This window comes from Flavobacterium sp. HJJ, from assembly GCF_015351475.1.
In the GTDB taxonomy this organism is placed as follows: Bacteria; Bacteroidota; Bacteroidia; order Flavobacteriales; family Flavobacteriaceae; genus Flavobacterium; species Flavobacterium marginilacus.
The window spans coordinates 24,675-42,116 of record NZ_JADKPR010000025.1; the positions used below are offsets into that span (position 1 = coordinate 24,675).

Below are 17,442 nucleotides of genomic sequence, written 5' to 3' on the forward strand. Positions count from 1 at the left end.
AAAGTTCTTTTTGTGTCGCTGTATGCTTTTTTGAATTTAATTCGTTGTTTTTTAAGAAAAACTGCTATTTTTGCAGTGTTATCAAGGGTTATATTGAATTTTATTTAGAGTCATTCTAAATAAAAGTTTTCGAAAAAAGTCATTTTTTTACATAAAAAATATCGTTATGAGTTCACAAGATATTATAACAATTGAAGAGGATTTTACCCTACTTCGTTTTCAAAATGATTCTGATGTTTCCTTTCATGCACAGCATGAGGTCAGCAGTGGGCTGATTCAATTTCATTTTGGATTAAAGGGAAAGGCCAAATTCAACTTTAATCAAGGGAGCTACGTGTTGGATTTGAACGAAGAGAAGTCTTATCTGTTCTACAATCCGCAAAAAGAATTACCGCTTAATCTGGAATTAGCACCTAATACTTGGGTAATCTCCATTTTAATTTCGATTCAAAAATTCCACAGGTTATTTTCGAATGATGCCGGACATATTCCTTTTTTGAGCGAAGAAAACAAAGATAAAAAATATTATAAAGAGGGAGATATCAGTCCTTCTATGGCAATTGTGTTGAGCCAATTGTTTCATTATAATCTGAATCCTTCCATCAAGAATTTATATTACAAAGGCAAAGGTTACGAATTGTTAAGCTTGTATTTCAATCGTTCCGAAGATCCGAATGCAGAACAATGTCCGTTTTTGATTGATGAAGAAAACGTCTATAAAATTAAAAAAGCCAAAGAAATCATCATCGCTAATATGGCTGAACCTCCAGGACTGCAGGAATTAGCAGACGAAATTGGCTTAACGCTAAAAAAACTCAAAATGGGTTTCAAGCAAATCTATGGCGACACCGTTTATGGCTATCTTTTTGATTACAAAATGGATTACGCCCGTCAATTGCTGGACAGCGGTTCTTATAATGTTAACGAAGTGGGACTGAAAATTGGTTACAGCACCGGAAGCCATTTTATTGCGGCCTTCAAGAAAAAATTTGGTACTACTCCCAAAAAATACCTGATGTCGATTAATTCGAATGTGTAAAAACAATCGATTTTGAACATCAAATCATAACTAAAAAATAACATTTATCATATCCCCCAAAAGTACCTTTATATACTTTTGGCAAAAAATAGACAAAAAAAATGAAAGGCGTATTATTAGTAAATTTAGGTTCACCAGAAAGTCCGCAGACAAAAGATGTAAAACCGTATTTAGACGAATTTTTAATGGATAAATATGTTATTGACGTTCCTTATTTATTTCGTGCTTTATTGGTTCGTGGGATTATTTTAAGAAAACGTCCGGAAGAATCGGCTCATGCTTATCAGAAAATATGGTGGGACGAAGGTTCACCGTTAGTAGTTCTTTCCGAAAGAATGCATAAAAAAGTACAGCCTTTAGTGGATGTTCCTGTAGCATTAGCAATGCGTTACGGCTCGATGAATATTGAAAAAGGACTGCAGGAATTACACGATAAAGGTGTTGATGAGGTATTGCTTTTTCCTTTATATCCGCAGTATGCTATGGCTTCGACTCTGACTATTTTGATCAAAGCCGAAGAAATCCGCAAGAAGAAATTTCCAAATATGAAATTTACCGATGTTCCTGCGTTTTACAACAAACCTGATTATATAAAAAACTTAGCCGATTCGATTCAGAAGCATTTATCCGGATTTGAATACGATCATTTATTGTTTTCGTATCATGGAATTCCGGAGCGTCACATCCGCAAAACAGATGTGACCAAATCGCACTGCAAAATTGATGGCTCTTGTTGCAATACGCCATCGCCTGCACATGATTTTTGTTACCGTCATCAATGTTACGAAACTACCAGACAAGTCGTTAAATTACTAAATCTTCCCGAAGACAAATACAGCCTGACTTTTCAGTCAAGATTGGCGGGAGATAAATGGCTAGAGCCTTATACTGATGTCGAAATTGACAAAATGCCCGAAAAAGGAATTAAAAATCTTGCCGTTGTAACTCCGGCATTTGTTTCGGATTGTCTTGAAACTCTTGAAGAAATTGCAATGCGCGCCAAAGAGGATTTTGAAGCCAAAGGCGGTGAAAATTTCTTGGCGATTCCTTGTTTGAATGATGATGACGAATGGTGTGAGACGGTTGGAAATTGGATTAATGAGTGGGCGAAATAGAAAATAGAGCAAAGAGTAAAGAAAAAAGACATAAATGGAATATTATAACTACCTAAAATCCCTGCACCTCATCTTTGTAATCACTTGGTTTGCCGGTCTTTTTTATATCGTCCGATTGTTTGTTTACCAAATTGAAGCCAATAATAAACCTTCGCCGGAAAAAGAAATTCTGCAGAAACAGTACAAATTAATGACCTATCGATTGTGGTACATTATTACTTGGCCAAGTGCTGTTTTGGCTAGTGTTTTTGCATTTTGGATGCTGTTTTTTACACCAATGGGAAATGCCTGGCTCCAAATGCCTTGGATGCATGTGAAACTTGGCTTTGTTTTTGTGCTATATTTATATCATTTAAAATGCCAGCAGATTTTCAGTCAATTACAAAGAAACGAAGTGAAATACACCACCAATTTTATGCGTTTGTGGAATGAAATAGCGACGATTATATTATTTGCAGTAGTATTTTTGGTCATATTAAAAAATGCAGTAAACTGGATTTACGGTGTAATTGGAATTTTTGTATTCTCGATTACCATTATGTTAGGCTTTAAATTTTATAAAAAAATCAGAGAGAAAAACAATTCATAATCATGTTTAAAGCAAAGATTCCGTTAATTTCATTACGTTTTAGAATCTTCATTTCGATGGTTATACTAATCATTGCTACCTCTCTTTTACTCATAACCATTTCCATTATTCAGTATAAAAATGTCGCCAAAAAGTACAATCAAAGGCGAATAGAAGGCATGGAAATGTATGTAAAAAAGCATATTGACTACATGCTTTCAACAACAGACTACCCGCTGACTGATGACAATATCAAGATAATTTTTAAGGACAAAATCCACGAAATATCAGATATTCAAAATGCTGAAATACAGATTTATTCTCTAAACGGAAACCTGATTAAATCATCCAAAGAATCATTTTCGGTAGAAAAATATTCACCAACAGTATCAAAATTCATCCTTCGGCTGGTTAATTCTTCCATCGACAAAAGATTTCTTGAAGTTAAAACCGTTAATGGAATCAAGTACAGATCTTCGTATAGTTTGATAAAAAACAAGAAGTTCAAACCCATTGCAATTTTAAAACTGCCAAATATTCCAGATGACGGCTATTATGAAAAAGAACTAAACAGCTTTTTAATCCGTTTGGTGCAGGTTTATTCGCTGATGATTGCAATTGCCTTTGGATTGGCTTACATATTATCATCATTTATCACCAAGCCGATTTACGATTTTGCTGAAAAATTACGAGAAACTAGCTTGAATCAGAAGAATGAAAAAATTCCGTTTTCGGCAAAGATTAAAGAAATCAACATGCTATTAATCGCCTACAACAGAATGACCGAAGAACTGGAAAGAAATGCCATAGTTCTTGCGCAGAACGAACGCGATCTGGCTTGGAGAGAAATGGCGAAACAAGTTGCTCACGAAATCAAGAATCCGCTAACCCCTATGCGCCTTACGATTCAAAGCTTTCAGCGAAAATTCAATCCGGAAGAACCAAATATCAGACAAAAACTAAATGATTTTTCCGAATCGCTAATTCAGCAGATTGATACGATGAGCTCGGTAGCATCTGCCTTTTCAGATTTTGCGTCTATGCCTGCCCAGCAAAACGAACTGCTGAATGTGGTCGAAGTGGTAGAGCTGACTTTGGATATCTTTCATGAAGATTATATTGTTTTTGAATGCGCTGAAAAAGAGATTATTTCAAAAATTGACCGTACACAGCTCATTCGAATCATTACAAATTTGGTTAAAAATGCCATTCAGGCCATCCCTTGTGATCAGGAGACCAAAATGATATTGGTCAGCATTAAGAAAGAAAATAATCAGGTTATCATTGTTATAAAAGATAACGGAACAGGCATAAATCCAGAACATATTGACAATATTTTTGAACCCAAATTCACTACCAAAAACAGCGGAATGGGTCTTGGCCTCGGAATTATAAAAAACATCATCGAAAACTACAGCGGAACAATAACATTTGAAACTAAATACGGAAGAGGAACCATTTTTACGGTAATTCTGCCCATCATAAACTCTTAACTACAAAAAAATGAACTACGAGAATCTTTCAATCACAATCGAAAACAGCATTGCAACTGTTGTAATCAATAGACCGGCCAAATTAAATGCGTTGAATATCGCAACTATAAATGACTTGCATAAAGCCATTAAAGTATTGGGGAAAAACAAGGAAATTCAAGTTATCATACTCACCGGAAGCGGAGATAAAGCATTTGTTGCCGGTGCCGATATTTCAGAATTTGCACATTTCACTATAGAAGAAGGAGCTCAGCTGGCTTTTCAGGGACAAGAACTGCTTTTTAATTATATAGAAAATTTAAAAACTCCTGTCATTGCTGCGGTGAATGGTTTTGCCTTGGGAGGCGGATTAGAACTGGCCATGGCTTGTCATATCCGAGTAGCTTCGGACAATGCAAAAATGGGACTGCCGGAAGTTTCACTTGGTGTTATTCCCGGTTATGGAGGAACACAGCGTTTACCGCAGTTAGTGGGCAAAGGCCGTGCGATGGAAATGATAATGACTGCCGGGATGATTACTGCCGATGAAGCCAAACAGTATGGGTTAGTAAATCACGTAGTTCCTCAAGCTGAATTAATTGAATTTGCTGCTTCTATAGCGCAAAAAATCATGAATAATTCTCCTTTTGCTATCGGCAGAGCGATAAAAGCTGTCAATGCTAATTTTACTGAAGGCAAAAACGGATACGAAACGGAGATAAAAAACTTCGGGCGCTGTTTCGGAACTGAAGATTTCAATGAAGGAACAAAGGCATTTTTAGAGAAAAGAAAGCCCGTTTTTAAAGGAAAATAATTAAAAAGCTGGCAGTGTTTAGTAATTAGTGCACAGTTTACGTTAGTCGCCTCAAATATCAAATTATTATATTTTTTTGATATTGTAATATCATATTATTATATTTTTCAAATAATCCTAAAAGAATTTTTTGGGATTATTTGCTTTAAAAAAGTGAGAATCATAAAGACATAACTTAATTTTGTGCTTTCATTATAAAAAATAAAAACGAATAGATATGTCCTTCCAGCCTGTATTTGCCGAATTTTGGGAAAAAGTAAAAGAAAGCATTGCTGATAAAACCTTTGCCAAATTAACTTTGGCCAAAACCATTGGTGATACCGATTTGAAAAATATTTATGTTCGTCCTGTTTTATTGGAAAATGACGAGTTCAAGCTTTCGATTATTGCCCGATACAAGACTGAAGAAACAGAGAGCTTTCATTCGCTGGAAGAAGCTTTTTTTGTACTGGCTCCCTTTATGAATAATCCATTTTTGTCGGCAATATTATTCACCACAGAAAATGATATTACTTTTAAACTCAATAAAAAAAGAACAGGAACAATTACTGAGCTGGCACCGACTTTTAAAAATGCTTCGGATGTGATTCTGGAGATGAAAGAGAAGGGAATTTAGAGGGTAGTGTTCAGTATTCAGTTGGCAGAATTTAGATTGCAGTCAACACTAAAATTGATAAAAATGCCATTTACTGATTAGATATTAATAGCTTGCATTCTAATGTTTTTTAAAATAAAATTCGTCCAATTTTTATCATTATCTGAAATTATTATAGTTTTAAAGTCATGTCTTTCACCTTCCATTTCAACTCCTTTTGAGTCATCTACGTGAATATCTATTCCAAATTTTGAAGGCAGTTTTGAAATGGTTTTGCTTTTTTCGCCTAAAACTTTTATATGCTTCTGCTGGTTAATTATGCCATCAACTGAAATTCCATAAATAAAAAACATCAGCCGAATTTTACTCACACTTCTGAAAGATGTAGTGTAAATATAAATCTCATGATTTTCAGATTTCAGCTTTTTAAATAAATCAATTGTTCCTAAACGAATTCTTTCAAAACTAAAAAATTGATGAAAAAAAGTATCTTTTTCCAATGGAAATTTGGTCTTAGAAATTAATGTGTCATCAAGATCAAAAGATATTTTCATTTTTAGACATTTTTAATTCTGCATTCTAACATCTACAATTCCCCATCCCATTCTGCGTAAAACTGCGACAAAAATCCCTGCATATATTCATGTCTTTTTTGGGCAATTTCTTTACCTGTCTGGGTATTCATTTTGTCTTTTAGCAATAACAGCTTTTCATAGAAATGATTAATTGTCGGTGCCTGACTGTTTTTGTATTCTTCTTTGGTCATACTCAAATTAGGGGAAATTTGAGGATTATACATCGCTCTGTTCTTGAATCCGCCGTAGTTGAAAGCTCTGGCAATTCCAATGGCTCCAATTGCATCCAAACGATCCGCATCCTGAACGATATCCAGCTCGATAGACGAGAATGTCTTTTCGTTATTTCCGCCCTTAAAAGAGATGTTATCTATAATCTGGACAATATGTTTGATTGTATCTTCTGAAGCACCTTCTTTTTCTAAAAACTCACGAGCAGCTTTTGGCCCAACAGTTTCATCACCGCCATGAAATTTACTGTCGGCAATATCATGGAGCAATGCGCCAAGTTTAACGACTGTTTCATCGCAGGTTTCACCGCTGGCAATTAACAGCGCATTTTTATACACGCGCTGAATATGAAACCAATCATGACCTCCTTCGGCATTTTCTAATTTTTCTTTTACAAAAAGAATCGTTTTATTTATTAAATCGGGATTACTCATAGCTGTCCGCATTTATAAAAAAAGCTGACTTTTAAAGTATAAACCTCAAAAATCAGCAATTTCAAATTTTAAATCGTTAATCAAAAATCTGCAATCTACAATCTTGCGGGTTCTACCCATTTAAATTGAAATGATTCTGTCGGGATTACTAATCTTTCAGAAATTTTAGCCATTCTTGCTGGCAGTTTCATTAAGTAATCACGGGCTTTTTCGGCTTCATCAGTTAAACTTCCAATTTTGTCGATTTCCCACTTTTCGATTAATTTCTGCATAATATCAACATAATCACTTGCGGTGTAAACACCAATTCGCTGTGCTGAGTCAGAAAAATGTACAAATGCAGAGCTAATTTTCTCTCCAGATTCTCTCAGGAAGTGAGCAGGCATAACGATTTTTTGCTTCATCATGTATTGAAAAGCCAGCATCATTTCGCTTGGATCTACTTTAAAAATTTCGGTAACAAAATGGCTATACGCATGGTGGTGGCGCATTTCGTCACCAGCAATCATCTTGCACATTTTGGATAATTTCTTATCTCCATAACTTTTGGCCAATTGCGACACACGGTTATGAGAAATATAAGTCGCTAACTCCTGAAAACTAGTGTAAACGAAATTTTTATATGGATCTCTTCCAGTTCCAATATCAAAACCATCGTTAATTAAATGCTGAGTAGTCATTTCGATTTCGCGCATGTTCACACGGCCTGACAAATACAGGTATTTATTCAATAAGTCACCGTGACGGTTCTCTTCTCCAGTCCATTCACGAACCCATTTTGACCAGCCGTTTCTGCCTTCATTATCAACTCCTTCTACTTCCATCAGCCAGTTTTCGTAAGTTGGCAGTGCTTCTTCGGTAATCATATCTCCAACCATAGCGACCCAAAAATCATAAGGAAGATCTTTGGAAATTTCTCTAAGTTCTTTTACTTCTTCAAGGAAATTATCGCTTTCGGAGTTGGGCAAAAAGTCAGAAGGCTGCCAAATCTTTTCTACAGGTATTAGGTATTGATCCACAAAACTGTCAACCTTGTTTTCCAGAAACTGCATTACTTCCAGACGAATGTTTTTTATAGACATTATATATAATTATTAAATTTTTATTCCGTTTACAATTGCCGACTCGGTTTTTTCCATGATCTCTTTAAACTCAAAATCTTTTACTGCAAATGCTTCGTGCACTACAAAGGTAATATGATTTCCCAAACCATAGGGGAAAGTTCCATATTTTACGAGTTTCCATGAATTATTGATACTTATGGGAACTATATATGCCGATGGCGCATTTTTGCATAATATTTTTAAACCTGTTTCTGCAAATTCCTTTGGCTTACCGTCTTTACTGCGGGTTCCTTCTGGGAAAATGACTGCTGAGCGAGTATGCTTTTCTATATACTCAGCTATTTTTTTGATCTCTGGTATCGCTTGTTTTGGGTTTTTCCTGTCTATAACTACTGATCCGCCGTGTCTCAGATTATAGGAAACACTTGGAATTCCTTTTGCCAATTCTTTTTTACTTACAAATTTTGGATGAAATCTTCTCAGATACCAAATCGACATAATAATGTCGTACAAACTCTGATGATTGGCTACAAAAATAATAGGCACTCCTTTCGGGATGCTTTCCCTGTTTTCAAAAGTAAAAGTTGTTCCTAGAAGTATAACAATTTTCAGCAGTACAAAATTGAGATAATCGACACTTTTTTTATGCGCCTGATAACCAAATATGTTCAGACAAATCCATTGAATTGGGTGAAATACCACCAAAGTCAGCAATACCAATATTAAAACAATAAAAGATAAGGGATACGAAATTAACTTCTGCATACTATTAAATTTAGTGCAAAAGTAGTAAATTATACTTTACTTATAGTCTTTTCCCAAAACAGCTGGATTTTCATTGAGGCTTTAATTCGATCTTAAATAAAAATAAAAGCCGATACTAAACAGATTTTTAAATCTTTATACCCTAAACAATAGCATCTTCAGTCTTTTTCTTTATTTCATCAAATGAAAAATCACCCACTTTTAGCGGTTTATGAACCGTAAATTTAATATGATTTCCAAAACTCAACGGAAAATAACCGTATCGATATACTTTCCAGGAATCATTAATAGTTATTGGAACAATGTAAGCTGAAGGAGCGTATTTGCATAAAATTTTAAGTCCGCTCTCGGCAAATTCTTTTGGTTTTCCGTCTTTGCTTCGGGTTCCTTCGGGAAAAATGACTGCTGAATAATTTTCTTTTTCAATATATTCCGCCAATGATTTTATCTGCGGAATAGCCTGCTTTGGATTGCTTCTGTCAATAAGTACATATTTTGCATTGCGCAGAAAATAAGAAACACTCGGAATCCCTTTTGCCAGTTCTTTTTTGGTAACAAAAAGACAATTATACTTTCGCAGATACCAGATAATTCCAGCGATGTCTAACAGACTCTGATGATTGGCTACAAAAATAACTGCAAAATTTTTTGAAATATAATCTATGTTCTCAAAAGAAAAACGGGTTCCTAAAATATGATTGCATTTTAAACTGATAAACGCTATAAATTAAAGACTGTCAGCAGTCCAAGATTCCCAAAAATTTTAAAAGCAAGCCATTCTATAGGCTGCATAACACACATCACTACAAAATAAACCGAATAATATATTGATGTTATGAGGTATAATAAAACATTCTTCATTACAATAAAATTATACTCAAAAATAATAAATCCCTTCCTAATTACTCAATTTTAAACCGGAACAATTATGTCATCTAGTGTTTAATTGTACCTTTGATGCCAAACATTTGCCTTTTTTCAAAATAGAATGAACTTCACTTATCCAAAAAACGAAAAACTAAAAAGCAAAATCACCATCGGGCTGTTATTTACCGAAGGAAAATCGGTGGCTAAATATCCGTTGCGGTTGGTTTATAATACAGGAACTTTTGGCGAAGGCGAAAAAATAAAAATAGGTGTTTCGGTTTCTAAAAAATATTTCAAAAAAGCAGTAGACCGTAATTATTTCAAAAGAGTACTGCGGGAAACTTACAGACTCAACAAACATTTACTTTTGGACAATCTGGATCAGCCGTATTCTTTTATGCTTTTTTACCAATGCAAGGACCGTTTGACTTTTGAAGAAATCAATACAAAAACAGTCCAATTGTTTGAAAAATTTGCACTGGAGATCAAGCAGACAGATTTAAATTCAGAAAAAAACCAATAATAACATTAGTTATCAAATTAAAATCTACATTGTTTGGCTAACGTATTTTAACCGCAAATTCGCAAATTATTTCAAATCGTATCTTTTAAAAATTTGCGAATTTGCGGTAATTTTTTTTGTTTATTCATTTGAAGCAAAAAACAAAATTACATTTGAGGTCAATAAAATAAGACCATTGTTCTATTTAATTATTATTTTAGTGCAATAAAATCAATCCCATTGAACATGAAAACGAAATTTTTCCAAAAAAAATTCATTATTCCAGTTATTGCATCCGCATTTTTGTTTGTGGGGGTAAGTTTCAAAGACGACTATTTTGAGATTGCCAAACAATTGGAAATTTTCACGACGCTGTTCAAAGAATTGAACAAAAATTATGTCGACGAAACAACTCCCGCCGAGCTGATGAACAACGCCGTTAAAGGGATGCTGAGTTCTCTTGATCCTTATACCGTATATTTTAATGAGCAGGAAGTGCTTAAATTTAAAATCAATAATACCGGTGAATATACCGGAATTGGTGCATTAATCACTCGCGAAAATGATAAACTGATTCTAAAAGAACCGTATAAAAATTTCCCAGCCGACAAAGCAGGACTCAAAGCTGGTGACGAAATCATTCAGATTGGCGATACGCCTTTGGCCGATTTTAAAGACGATGCTTCACAGCTTTTTAAAGGATCGAAAAACACAAAAATTGACGTTAAATACATCCGTCAGGGAAAACCCTATTCGGCTGTAATTGTATTGGATGAAGTCGAAATCAAATCGGTTCCCTATTTTGCCAAAATTGATGACAAAACAGGTTACATCGTATTGGCTCACTTCAACAGAAAAGCTTCAAATGAAACTAGAGACGCACTAGAACAATTAAAAAGACAAGGAGCCGAAAGAATCGTTTTGGATTTAAGAGGAAATCCTGGAGGATTACTGAACGAAGCAGTAAACATCTGTAATCTTTTTGTACCTAGAAATGAAATAATAGTTACTACCAAATCTAAAATTGAAAAACACAACAACACTTATAAAACCTCACAGGAACCTGTGGATACGACAATTCCTTTAGTGATTTTAGTAAACGGCCGAAGCGCCTCTGCTTCTGAAATTGTTTCGGGAGCGCTACAGGATTTAGATCGAGCTGTAGTTTTGGGAAGCCGCAGTTTTGGAAAAGGACTGGTGCAACGACCGGTTGAGTTAACGTATGGAACGCAGCTCAAAGTTACAATTTCCCGCTATTACACCCCTTCCGGCAGATGTATTCAAGCTTTGGATTATGCTCATAAAGACAAAAATGGTGTTGCTACCCGAACGGATTCCAAAAATTATAACGCTTTTAAAACCCGAAAAGGAAGAACGGTTTATGATGGCGGCGGCATTTTGCCGGACATCGAAATGGAAGAAACCAAAACAAGCCCGATTGCCAATGCCTTATTAAAAAATGACGGTATTTTTGATTATGCAACCAAATATTATTACAAAAATCCAAATCTAGGAACTAAAATCCCAGTAATCACTGATGCTGATTATGCCGATTTCAAACAATATTTAAAAGCACAAAAATTCAATTTTGATACTGAAACCGAAATCGCTTTGAAAAACACTTTGGCTGCCGCCAAAAAAGAAAAACTGGATGAAGCTATTACGATAGAATACCAGCAGCTTCTTACTGCGCTTCAAAAATCGGAGAATGCTTTATTGGATAAAAATCAAAAGGAAATCAAAGGATTGCTGCTGGACGAAATCATCAAACGCTATCAATATCAGGAAGGACTTTATGATTATTACATCAAAAACAATCCTGAAATTAAAAAAGCTGTTACTATTTTGAATACCACCGCTGAGTATAATTCGATTTTGAAAATTTAAACTCTTAGCGAACCTCTAAATCCTCTTGCGGCATAATAGGAATCGGCACCATTGTGATATACGAATACCGTTCCATATCTAAAATCGCAGAAAAGGGCTCCGCCAAGTTTTCTGATATCAGCTGGTGTTACAATCCAGCTGGAGGTTTTATTGTCAAACTTTCCCAGTTTTTGCAAGTCACGATATTGATCTTCGGACAAGAGTTCAATGCCCATTGCTGATGCTGCGTCGATAGCGGTGTCTTTAGGTTTGTTTTCTTTTCTTTTGTCAAGCGCTTCACGGTCATAGCAGTAGCTTCTTCGGCCGGAAGGACTTTCTACAGAACAATCGACAAAAATATATTCGCCGGTTTTACTGTCATAACCCACTACGTCTGGCTCTCCGCCTGTTGCTTCCATTTCATTAAGAGACCATAATTTTTCAGGATCGGCTTCTAATATTGCTTGTATGTTTTCCCATTCAAGACCTTTGTGTCGGTCTGAATGTTTTTCAAAACGGGTTTTTAATATTTGAAGCAATTCGGTACTTTTTTCTTGTAACAGCTCTTTTTTAGTTCCCATTCTTTTTAGATTATTTATTTAGGTTCGTATTTTTCATTATCGCTATTTAGCTATTATGCAAGCGTTTACTAATTTTAATGAAATAGCTTTTCAGTAAAATTACAAAAAAAGTTTATCTAGCGAACGATTTAATTAGCCACGGATGGCACTGATAAAACGGATTATCACGGATTTAAAACCAAATACCGTTACCTAATGTAAATCATTATGAAAAGTTAAATTTTCATCTTTAGCCCCGATCGAAATGGAAATCCTCTTGTACTGGGGTTCAGTACAAGAGATTGCAACGAAGAGCGGGACTGAACTTGCTAGGAAATGCAAAATCTTCTGCTTCTAAAAACAGACAATCACTCTTATTTTTTTAATAATTTCTTTACCGAACGTGATATAAATCAGTTAAGAATCCTTGAACAATTCTTATATTTGGCGTTCTTAAAAAAACAAACAAACTATGGACTTTATATACCAGGATCCTTATCCTATTTTAAAAGACGATACCCAATACCGTAAAATCACTTCTGATTTTGTAAAAACAGAACAGCTTGGGGACAGAGAAATACTAACTGTGGACCCAAAAGGATTGGAACTTTTAGCTGAGGAAGCACTGAAAGACGTTTCATTTATGCTTCGTACTTCGCATTTGGAAAAATTAAGAGCCATTCTTGACGATCCGGAAGCGACAGACAACGACCGTTTTGTGGCTTATAATTTATTACAGAATGCAGTTGTTGCCATCGACGGTGAATTACCTTCGTGCCAGGACACCGGAACAGCGATTGTAATGGCCAAAAAAGGCGAAAATGTATATACGGGAGCCGATGATGCAGAATGGCTATCTAGAGGGATTTTTAATACGTATCAGGAGCGTAATCTTCGTTATTCGCAGATTGTGCCAATTTCAATGTTTGAAGAAAAAAATTCAGGTTCGAATCTTCCGGCACAGATTGATATTTATGCTAAAAAAGGAGCTTCGTATGAATTTTTGTTTTTGGCAAAAGGCGGAGGATCGGCTAATAAAACGTATTTGTACCAACAGACAAAATCGTTACTAAACGAAAAATCACTGGATGCTTTCATTCGTGCGAAAATAATGGATTTGGGAACTTCGGCCTGTCCGCCGTATCACTTGGCTTTAGTGATTGGAGGAACTTCTGCCGAAGCGAATTTAGCTGCAGTGAAAAAAGCATCTGCAGGTTATTTTGATAATTTACCAACATCCGGAAACATGGCCGGTCAGGCTTTCCGTGATTTAGAATGGGAAAAAAGAGTACAGTTAATCTGTCAGCAAAGTGCGATTGGAGCACAGTTTGGCGGAAAATACTTTACGCATGATGTACGTGTCATCCGTTTACCGCGCCACGCTGCTTCCTGTCCGGTTGGATTGGGCGTTTCCTGTTCGGCGGATAGAAATATTAAAGGTAAAATTACCAAAGACGGTATTTTTGTAGAGCAATTGGAAGTAAATCCAAAACGATTATTGCCAGAAACACCACCACATTTGGAAGAAGCCGTAGAAATTGACTTGAACCAGCCAATGGCCGATATCCTTAAAAAATTATCACAGTACCCAATCAAAACCCGATTGAAATTAAACGGAACTTTAATCGTTGCCCGTGATATTGCTCACGCCAAAATTAAAGAATTACTGGATGCCGGTAAACCAATGCCAGAATACTTTAAAAACCACCCAATCTATTACGCAGGTCCTGCAAAAACTCCGGAAGGAATGGCTTCGGGAAGTTTTGGACCAACAACTGCAGGCCGTATGGATGTGTATGTAGAAGAGTTCCAAAAGAACGGAGGAAGCATGGTGATGCTTGCCAAAGGAAACAGAACCAAAGACGTAATGAATGCCTGCAAAACGTACGGAGGATTCTATTTAGGTTCTATCGGAGGGCCTGCAGCGATTTTGGCCAAAGAAAATATCCTTTCGGTTGAGGTTGTTGATTTTGAGGAATTAGGAATGGAAGCGGTTCGTAAAATCACGATCAAAGATTTTCCTGCTTTTATTATTACTGATGATAAAGGGAATGATTTCTTCTCGAATTTGTAATATTTTTAACCTAAAAAAATCAATAACGGTCTAAAATTTTAAATTTGACTAAAATAAAACATGAAAACTGTCATTAGTTACCATCCTATATCTGAGAAAGAAATTCATAATTGGTATTACAATATGGATTTTTCTTTAATTTCTGATGATGTAAATTATTCAATGATAAAAACAGCTCGTGCTGAAAAAATGAATGATGAGTCTTTGAAAAAGTACATCAAAACGATGAAACAAGCGGTAAAAACAGATTCTAATGCTGTTTTTGATAGCACGCATGGTTTTTTTATAGCTACAATTCAAAATTATTTTAGGCAATCGTTTATTGTAAATGTTTCATTTTCTAGATTGATAGAGCAAAAAGAGTATTTTAAAGAATATACAAAACCTTGGGAAGAGATTTTAGAAAAAGCTGGCAATTTTACCTTTTTAAATAGTCTAACTACTGATACACCTTCATCAGGTATTTATATTCCTTTAGAAAAAGTTGTCGAATTACTGAATGATTACAATGGGAATTTGATTGTAAAAAAAGATATAGATGATTTTTTTGAACAAAGTAATGCAAAAGCATTTATTGAATCATTAAATTATGCCAAAGAGAATAATACAGGTTTATTAGAAGCTAATGGTATTTTAAAACTTGAATTATCAATAGAAAATGACAAAAATGAGACTCTAAGTAAACCAACAAAAGCTATTGATGAATCGCAAGGGTTAAAAGACGATCCCAAAAGTGAAGTTACAGCCGAAAAAGAAAACAAAGAAAAAAAATCTCTTTTTAGTCGTGTTTTCGGTAGTAAATAGAATCTAAAATATTTCAAAAACCGCCAATTTCTGGCGGTTTTTGTTTTAATAAATTATACCTAATCATTTAGAATCAGCAAAAAGAGATTGTACAATTTTTCCCTTTAAGATTTCTTTTTCCTTTTTTACGATATAAACTAAACGATAAGCAATAACAAAACCAATTAAACCAAGAGCAGACAAGAAAATCCAATTTGCTTTATAACCATAATTTCCAATAATTTCCATTCCTGTTTTTGTGCTTATTATCTGAGCGATACTATAACTCATGGTAAATACTGCCATGAATTTGCCTTCGTGTTTTTTTAAAGATCTTTTTTTAACAAAGGAGTTTGCAAACGGAAAAGTAAACATCATACCTACTGTCATTAACAGCATCATCAGAATTAGTGTGAAAACATTTCCTTCAATCAACAGAAACAAATACGCTAAAGACATTGCTAAAACACCATAACTAACGACCATTAGTTTGTTGATATTATTTGTTTCAACATATTTTACAATTGGCAGCTCAAAAAGTAAAATTAAAACACCATTCAATGCCAAAAACAAAGCTCCTTGGAAACTTGAAAAATTAAAAACTTCTTTATAGTATAGAGATAAGGTGGTAAATATTTGAAAAAACAAAATGCCTGTTATCAGTGTTACTAAAAGATGAATTAAAAATGGTTTATCATCAAAAACGGAACTAGTATCTTTTAGATGTTTAAAAACTTTTAATTTATAAGGTAATTTCTTTTCTTTAATATAGATGTAAAATATTAAAATGCTTAGCATACAGGTTAAACCATCTATATAAAAAAGAAAATTATAATCTAAAACAGTGATTATTATTCCGCCAATAACAGGGCCAAACATAAAACCTAGATTAACCGCAGAACGCACTAAAGATAATGCTCTTGTTCTATTCTCTTTAGTAGCATAAGTGTCTAATGAAACTAACATGGCGGGTCTATACATGTCTGATACAGTCGTTAAAAGTAAAACTCCGAAGCAAAAACTATAAAAAGTAGTTAAAAACTGCAAAAGGATAAAGAGAATTCCAGTAGTAAATAAACTAAAAATCATCACCTTATAAAAACCTATTTTATCAGACAATTTTCCGCTGATCCAAGTTCCTATAAAAGATCCAACTCCAAAAAAAACCATCACCCAGCCAATTTGGCTATAGGTAAAATGGAGTTCTTCTAACATGTATTTAGACAAAAACGGTACAACCATTGCACCACATCTATTAATAAAAGTTGCTATTGCTAAAATCTTAACTTCTAAAGAAAAATCTCTAAAATGCTGCAAATAATTGGAAAGTAATTTTTTTATCATTGCGTAATAATTTGGGAAAATATTTTTTTAACTGTATCTAATAAATTGTATCTAAAATTGAAGATTATGGATTCATTTTTATCTCATAATAATAATAATTTGAAATAAAATTCATGCGATTAAAGCCGAAACTTTCATATAGTTGATGTGCAGGATAATTTTCGATATCCGTATTTAAAGAGATATGATCTACTTTAGTCCGTCTAGCATAGTCAATACATTTCATCATAATTTCTTTTGCTATATGTTTTCTTCTAAATTCAGGTTTAACATATAAATACGATATATGCCAATTGTATTTTATTGCAGATAATACATTTACTTTATAATGCAAAACCAGGAATGCGATAGGAATTCCATTTTGTTTTTTTACAAAAATCTTAGCTTTATTTCTATCTAACTTGTGTTTTATAGATACTATTGCGTTTTCTAAATCAAGCAATTGTTCATCAATTAATTTAGATTCATAAATTATATCAACTACTGTATGAAAATCGCTAGATTTAATTTCTTCTATTTCTCCAATATCCATTAAGAACTGTGTTGCGTTAAAATTATATACGTATTAAATAGATTAATGGTTTTCTTTATTCAAAAAAATTTTCCAAAAAATCGAGTATTATATTCATGTAATGAAATTTATTCCTAAACAGCATATTTATTAGGAATGCTGTATGAAAAATTATCTCATACCAAACGAAAATATATAATAATAAAATCTGTAGTCTTTCGACTATAGAGAAGACTGAGGTGAGGATAAATTTAACCAGCTGT

The 17,442-nt window shown here is 34.2% G+C and carries 18 protein-coding genes; 10 read left to right on the top strand and 8 right to left on the bottom strand.

The genetic code is table 11. The features are described from left to right. The first annotated feature begins 166 nt into the window (after nucleotides 1–166). The 6 genes from IRZ80_RS17025 (at nucleotide 167) to IRZ80_RS17050 (ending at nucleotide 5,624) form a co-directional block, all read left to right on the top strand. On the top strand, nucleotides 167–1,039 hold the full coding sequence (locus tag IRZ80_RS17025) for an AraC family transcriptional regulator (RefSeq protein ID WP_194642867.1): 873 nt from the start codon (nucleotides 167–169) through the stop codon (nucleotides 1,037–1,039). A gap of 101 nt (nucleotides 1,040–1,140) precedes the next feature. Continuing rightward, on the top strand, nucleotides 1,141–2,154 hold the full coding sequence (hemH, locus tag IRZ80_RS17030; RefSeq protein WP_194642869.1) for a ferrochelatase: 1,014 nt from the start codon (nucleotides 1,141–1,143) through the stop codon (nucleotides 2,152–2,154). A gap of 34 nt (nucleotides 2,155–2,188) precedes the next feature. Further along, a complete protein-coding gene (locus IRZ80_RS17035) occupies nucleotides 2,189–2,743 on the top strand; it encodes a CopD family protein (protein ID WP_194642871.1) in 555 nt (184 codons plus the stop codon). A gap of 56 nt (nucleotides 2,744–2,799) precedes the next feature. Beyond that, nucleotides 2,800–4,215 (top strand): sensor histidine kinase, encoded by a 1,416-nt coding sequence (locus IRZ80_RS17040; protein ID WP_194642954.1) that lies wholly within the window; start codon nucleotides 2,800–2,802, stop codon nucleotides 4,213–4,215. A gap of 10 nt (nucleotides 4,216–4,225) precedes the next feature. Further along, nucleotides 4,226–5,008, top strand: coding sequence for an enoyl-CoA hydratase/isomerase family protein (locus IRZ80_RS17045; protein ID WP_194642873.1), 783 nt, complete (start codon nucleotides 4,226–4,228; stop codon nucleotides 5,006–5,008). A gap of 217 nt (nucleotides 5,009–5,225) precedes the next feature. Further along, nucleotides 5,226–5,624, top strand: coding sequence for a hypothetical protein (locus tag IRZ80_RS17050; protein ID WP_194642876.1), 399 nt, complete (start codon nucleotides 5,226–5,228; stop codon nucleotides 5,622–5,624). 77 nt (nucleotides 5,625–5,701) lie between these two features. Here the strand turns inward: IRZ80_RS17050 and IRZ80_RS17055 are convergent, their stop codons facing one another. From IRZ80_RS17055 to IRZ80_RS17075, 5 genes are all read right to left on the bottom strand, one after another. After that, on the bottom strand, nucleotides 5,702–6,157 hold the full coding sequence (locus IRZ80_RS17055; protein ID WP_194642878.1) for a hypothetical protein: 456 nt from the start codon (nucleotides 6,155–6,157) through the stop codon (nucleotides 5,702–5,704). A 32-nt stretch (nucleotides 6,158–6,189) separates the two neighbouring features. After that, nucleotides 6,190–6,843, bottom strand: coding sequence for an HD domain-containing protein (locus tag IRZ80_RS17060; protein WP_194642880.1), 654 nt, complete (start codon nucleotides 6,841–6,843; stop codon nucleotides 6,190–6,192). Nucleotides 6,844–6,938: 95 nt separating this feature from the next. Continuing rightward, entirely contained in the window at nucleotides 6,939–7,925 is a 987-nt protein-coding gene (locus IRZ80_RS17065; protein WP_194642882.1) for an acyl-ACP desaturase, read from the bottom strand. A 12-nt stretch (nucleotides 7,926–7,937) separates the two neighbouring features. Next, on the bottom strand, nucleotides 7,938–8,672 hold the full coding sequence (locus tag IRZ80_RS17070; RefSeq protein ID WP_194642884.1) for a lysophospholipid acyltransferase family protein: 735 nt from the start codon (nucleotides 8,670–8,672) through the stop codon (nucleotides 7,938–7,940). Between the two features lie 142 nt (nucleotides 8,673–8,814). Next, nucleotides 8,815–9,396, bottom strand: a complete 582-nt coding sequence (locus tag IRZ80_RS17075; protein WP_317174788.1) for a lysophospholipid acyltransferase family protein — start codon at nucleotides 9,394–9,396, stop codon at nucleotides 8,815–8,817. Between the two features lie 264 nt (nucleotides 9,397–9,660). Between IRZ80_RS17075 and rnpA the strand changes: the two genes are divergently transcribed. After that, nucleotides 9,661–10,062: a ribonuclease P protein component gene (gene rnpA, locus IRZ80_RS17080; protein ID WP_194642886.1), complete on the top strand. Its 402-nt coding sequence runs from the start codon at nucleotides 9,661–9,663 to the stop codon at nucleotides 10,060–10,062. 225 nt (nucleotides 10,063–10,287) lie between these two features. Next, the gene (locus tag IRZ80_RS17085) at nucleotides 10,288–11,928 is read left to right on the top strand and encodes a S41 family peptidase (protein ID WP_194642888.1); all 1,641 of its coding nucleotides are present in this window, start codon (nucleotides 10,288–10,290) and stop codon (nucleotides 11,926–11,928) included. On the opposite strand, the gene IRZ80_RS17090 is transcribed toward IRZ80_RS17085, so the two are convergent. Then, nucleotides 11,925–12,488, bottom strand: coding sequence for a DUF4256 domain-containing protein (locus tag IRZ80_RS17090; RefSeq protein ID WP_194642890.1), 564 nt, complete (start codon nucleotides 12,486–12,488; stop codon nucleotides 11,925–11,927). The genes IRZ80_RS17085 and IRZ80_RS17090 overlap by 4 nt on opposite strands. Before the next feature lie 451 nt (nucleotides 12,489–12,939). Between IRZ80_RS17090 and IRZ80_RS17095 the strand changes: the two genes are divergently transcribed. Together IRZ80_RS17095 and IRZ80_RS17100 are read left to right on the top strand one after the other, a co-directional pair. Further along, complete coding sequence (locus IRZ80_RS17095; protein WP_194642892.1) at nucleotides 12,940–14,541, top strand: fumarate hydratase; 1,602 nt, start codon at nucleotides 12,940–12,942, stop codon at nucleotides 14,539–14,541. Nucleotides 14,542–14,601: 60 nt separating this feature from the next. After that, on the top strand, nucleotides 14,602–15,345 hold the full coding sequence (locus IRZ80_RS17100; protein WP_194642894.1) for a hypothetical protein: 744 nt from the start codon (nucleotides 14,602–14,604) through the stop codon (nucleotides 15,343–15,345). 63 nt (nucleotides 15,346–15,408) lie between these two features. Here the strand turns inward: IRZ80_RS17100 and IRZ80_RS17105 are convergent, their stop codons facing one another. Next, nucleotides 15,409–16,668 carry an MFS transporter gene (locus tag IRZ80_RS17105; RefSeq protein ID WP_194642896.1) on the bottom strand — a complete coding sequence of 420 codons (1,260 nt, stop codon included), beginning with the start codon at nucleotides 16,666–16,668 and terminating at the stop codon, nucleotides 15,409–15,411. Nucleotides 16,669–16,732: 64 nt separating this feature from the next. Further along, the gene (locus tag IRZ80_RS17110) at nucleotides 16,733–17,200 is read right to left on the bottom strand and encodes a GNAT family N-acetyltransferase (protein WP_194642898.1); all 468 of its coding nucleotides are present in this window, start codon (nucleotides 17,198–17,200) and stop codon (nucleotides 16,733–16,735) included. Nucleotides 17,201–17,442 lie beyond the last annotated feature (242 nt).

Excerpts from the sequence above, each read along its gene's own strand:
- IRZ80_RS17025 (WP_194642867.1), top strand. The coding sequence starts at position 167 with ATGAGTTCACAAGATATTATAACAATTGAAGAGGATTTTACCCTACTT.
- hemH (WP_194642869.1), top strand. The coding sequence starts at position 1,141 with ATGAAAGGCGTATTATTAGTAAATTTAGGTTCACCAGAAAGTCCGCAG.
- IRZ80_RS17035 (WP_194642871.1), top strand. The coding sequence starts at position 2,189 with ATGGAATATTATAACTACCTAAAATCCCTGCACCTCATCTTTGTAATC.
- IRZ80_RS17040 (WP_194642954.1), top strand. The coding sequence starts at position 2,800 with ATGGTTATACTAATCATTGCTACCTCTCTTTTACTCATAACCATTTCC.
- IRZ80_RS17045 (WP_194642873.1), top strand. The coding sequence starts at position 4,226 with ATGAACTACGAGAATCTTTCAATCACAATCGAAAACAGCATTGCAACT.
- IRZ80_RS17050 (WP_194642876.1), top strand. The coding sequence starts at position 5,226 with ATGTCCTTCCAGCCTGTATTTGCCGAATTTTGGGAAAAAGTAAAAGAA.
- IRZ80_RS17055 (WP_194642878.1), bottom strand. The coding sequence starts at position 6,157 with ATGAAAATATCTTTTGATCTTGATGACACATTAATTTCTAAGACCAAA.
- IRZ80_RS17060 (WP_194642880.1), bottom strand. The coding sequence starts at position 6,843 with ATGAGTAATCCCGATTTAATAAATAAAACGATTCTTTTTGTAAAAGAA.
- IRZ80_RS17065 (WP_194642882.1), bottom strand. The coding sequence starts at position 7,925 with ATGTCTATAAAAAACATTCGTCTGGAAGTAATGCAGTTTCTGGAAAAC.
- IRZ80_RS17070 (WP_194642884.1), bottom strand. The coding sequence starts at position 8,672 with ATGCAGAAGTTAATTTCGTATCCCTTATCTTTTATTGTTTTAATATTG.
- rnpA (WP_194642886.1), top strand. The coding sequence starts at position 9,661 with ATGAACTTCACTTATCCAAAAAACGAAAAACTAAAAAGCAAAATCACC.
- IRZ80_RS17085 (WP_194642888.1), top strand. The coding sequence starts at position 10,288 with ATGAAAACGAAATTTTTCCAAAAAAAATTCATTATTCCAGTTATTGCA.
- IRZ80_RS17090 (WP_194642890.1), bottom strand. The coding sequence starts at position 12,488 with ATGGGAACTAAAAAAGAGCTGTTACAAGAAAAAAGTACCGAATTGCTT.
- IRZ80_RS17095 (WP_194642892.1), top strand. The coding sequence starts at position 12,940 with ATGGACTTTATATACCAGGATCCTTATCCTATTTTAAAAGACGATACC.
- IRZ80_RS17100 (WP_194642894.1), top strand. The coding sequence starts at position 14,602 with ATGAAAACTGTCATTAGTTACCATCCTATATCTGAGAAAGAAATTCAT.
- IRZ80_RS17105 (WP_194642896.1), bottom strand. The coding sequence starts at position 16,668 with ATGATAAAAAAATTACTTTCCAATTATTTGCAGCATTTTAGAGATTTT.
- IRZ80_RS17110 (WP_194642898.1), bottom strand. The coding sequence starts at position 17,200 with ATGGATATTGGAGAAATAGAAGAAATTAAATCTAGCGATTTTCATACA.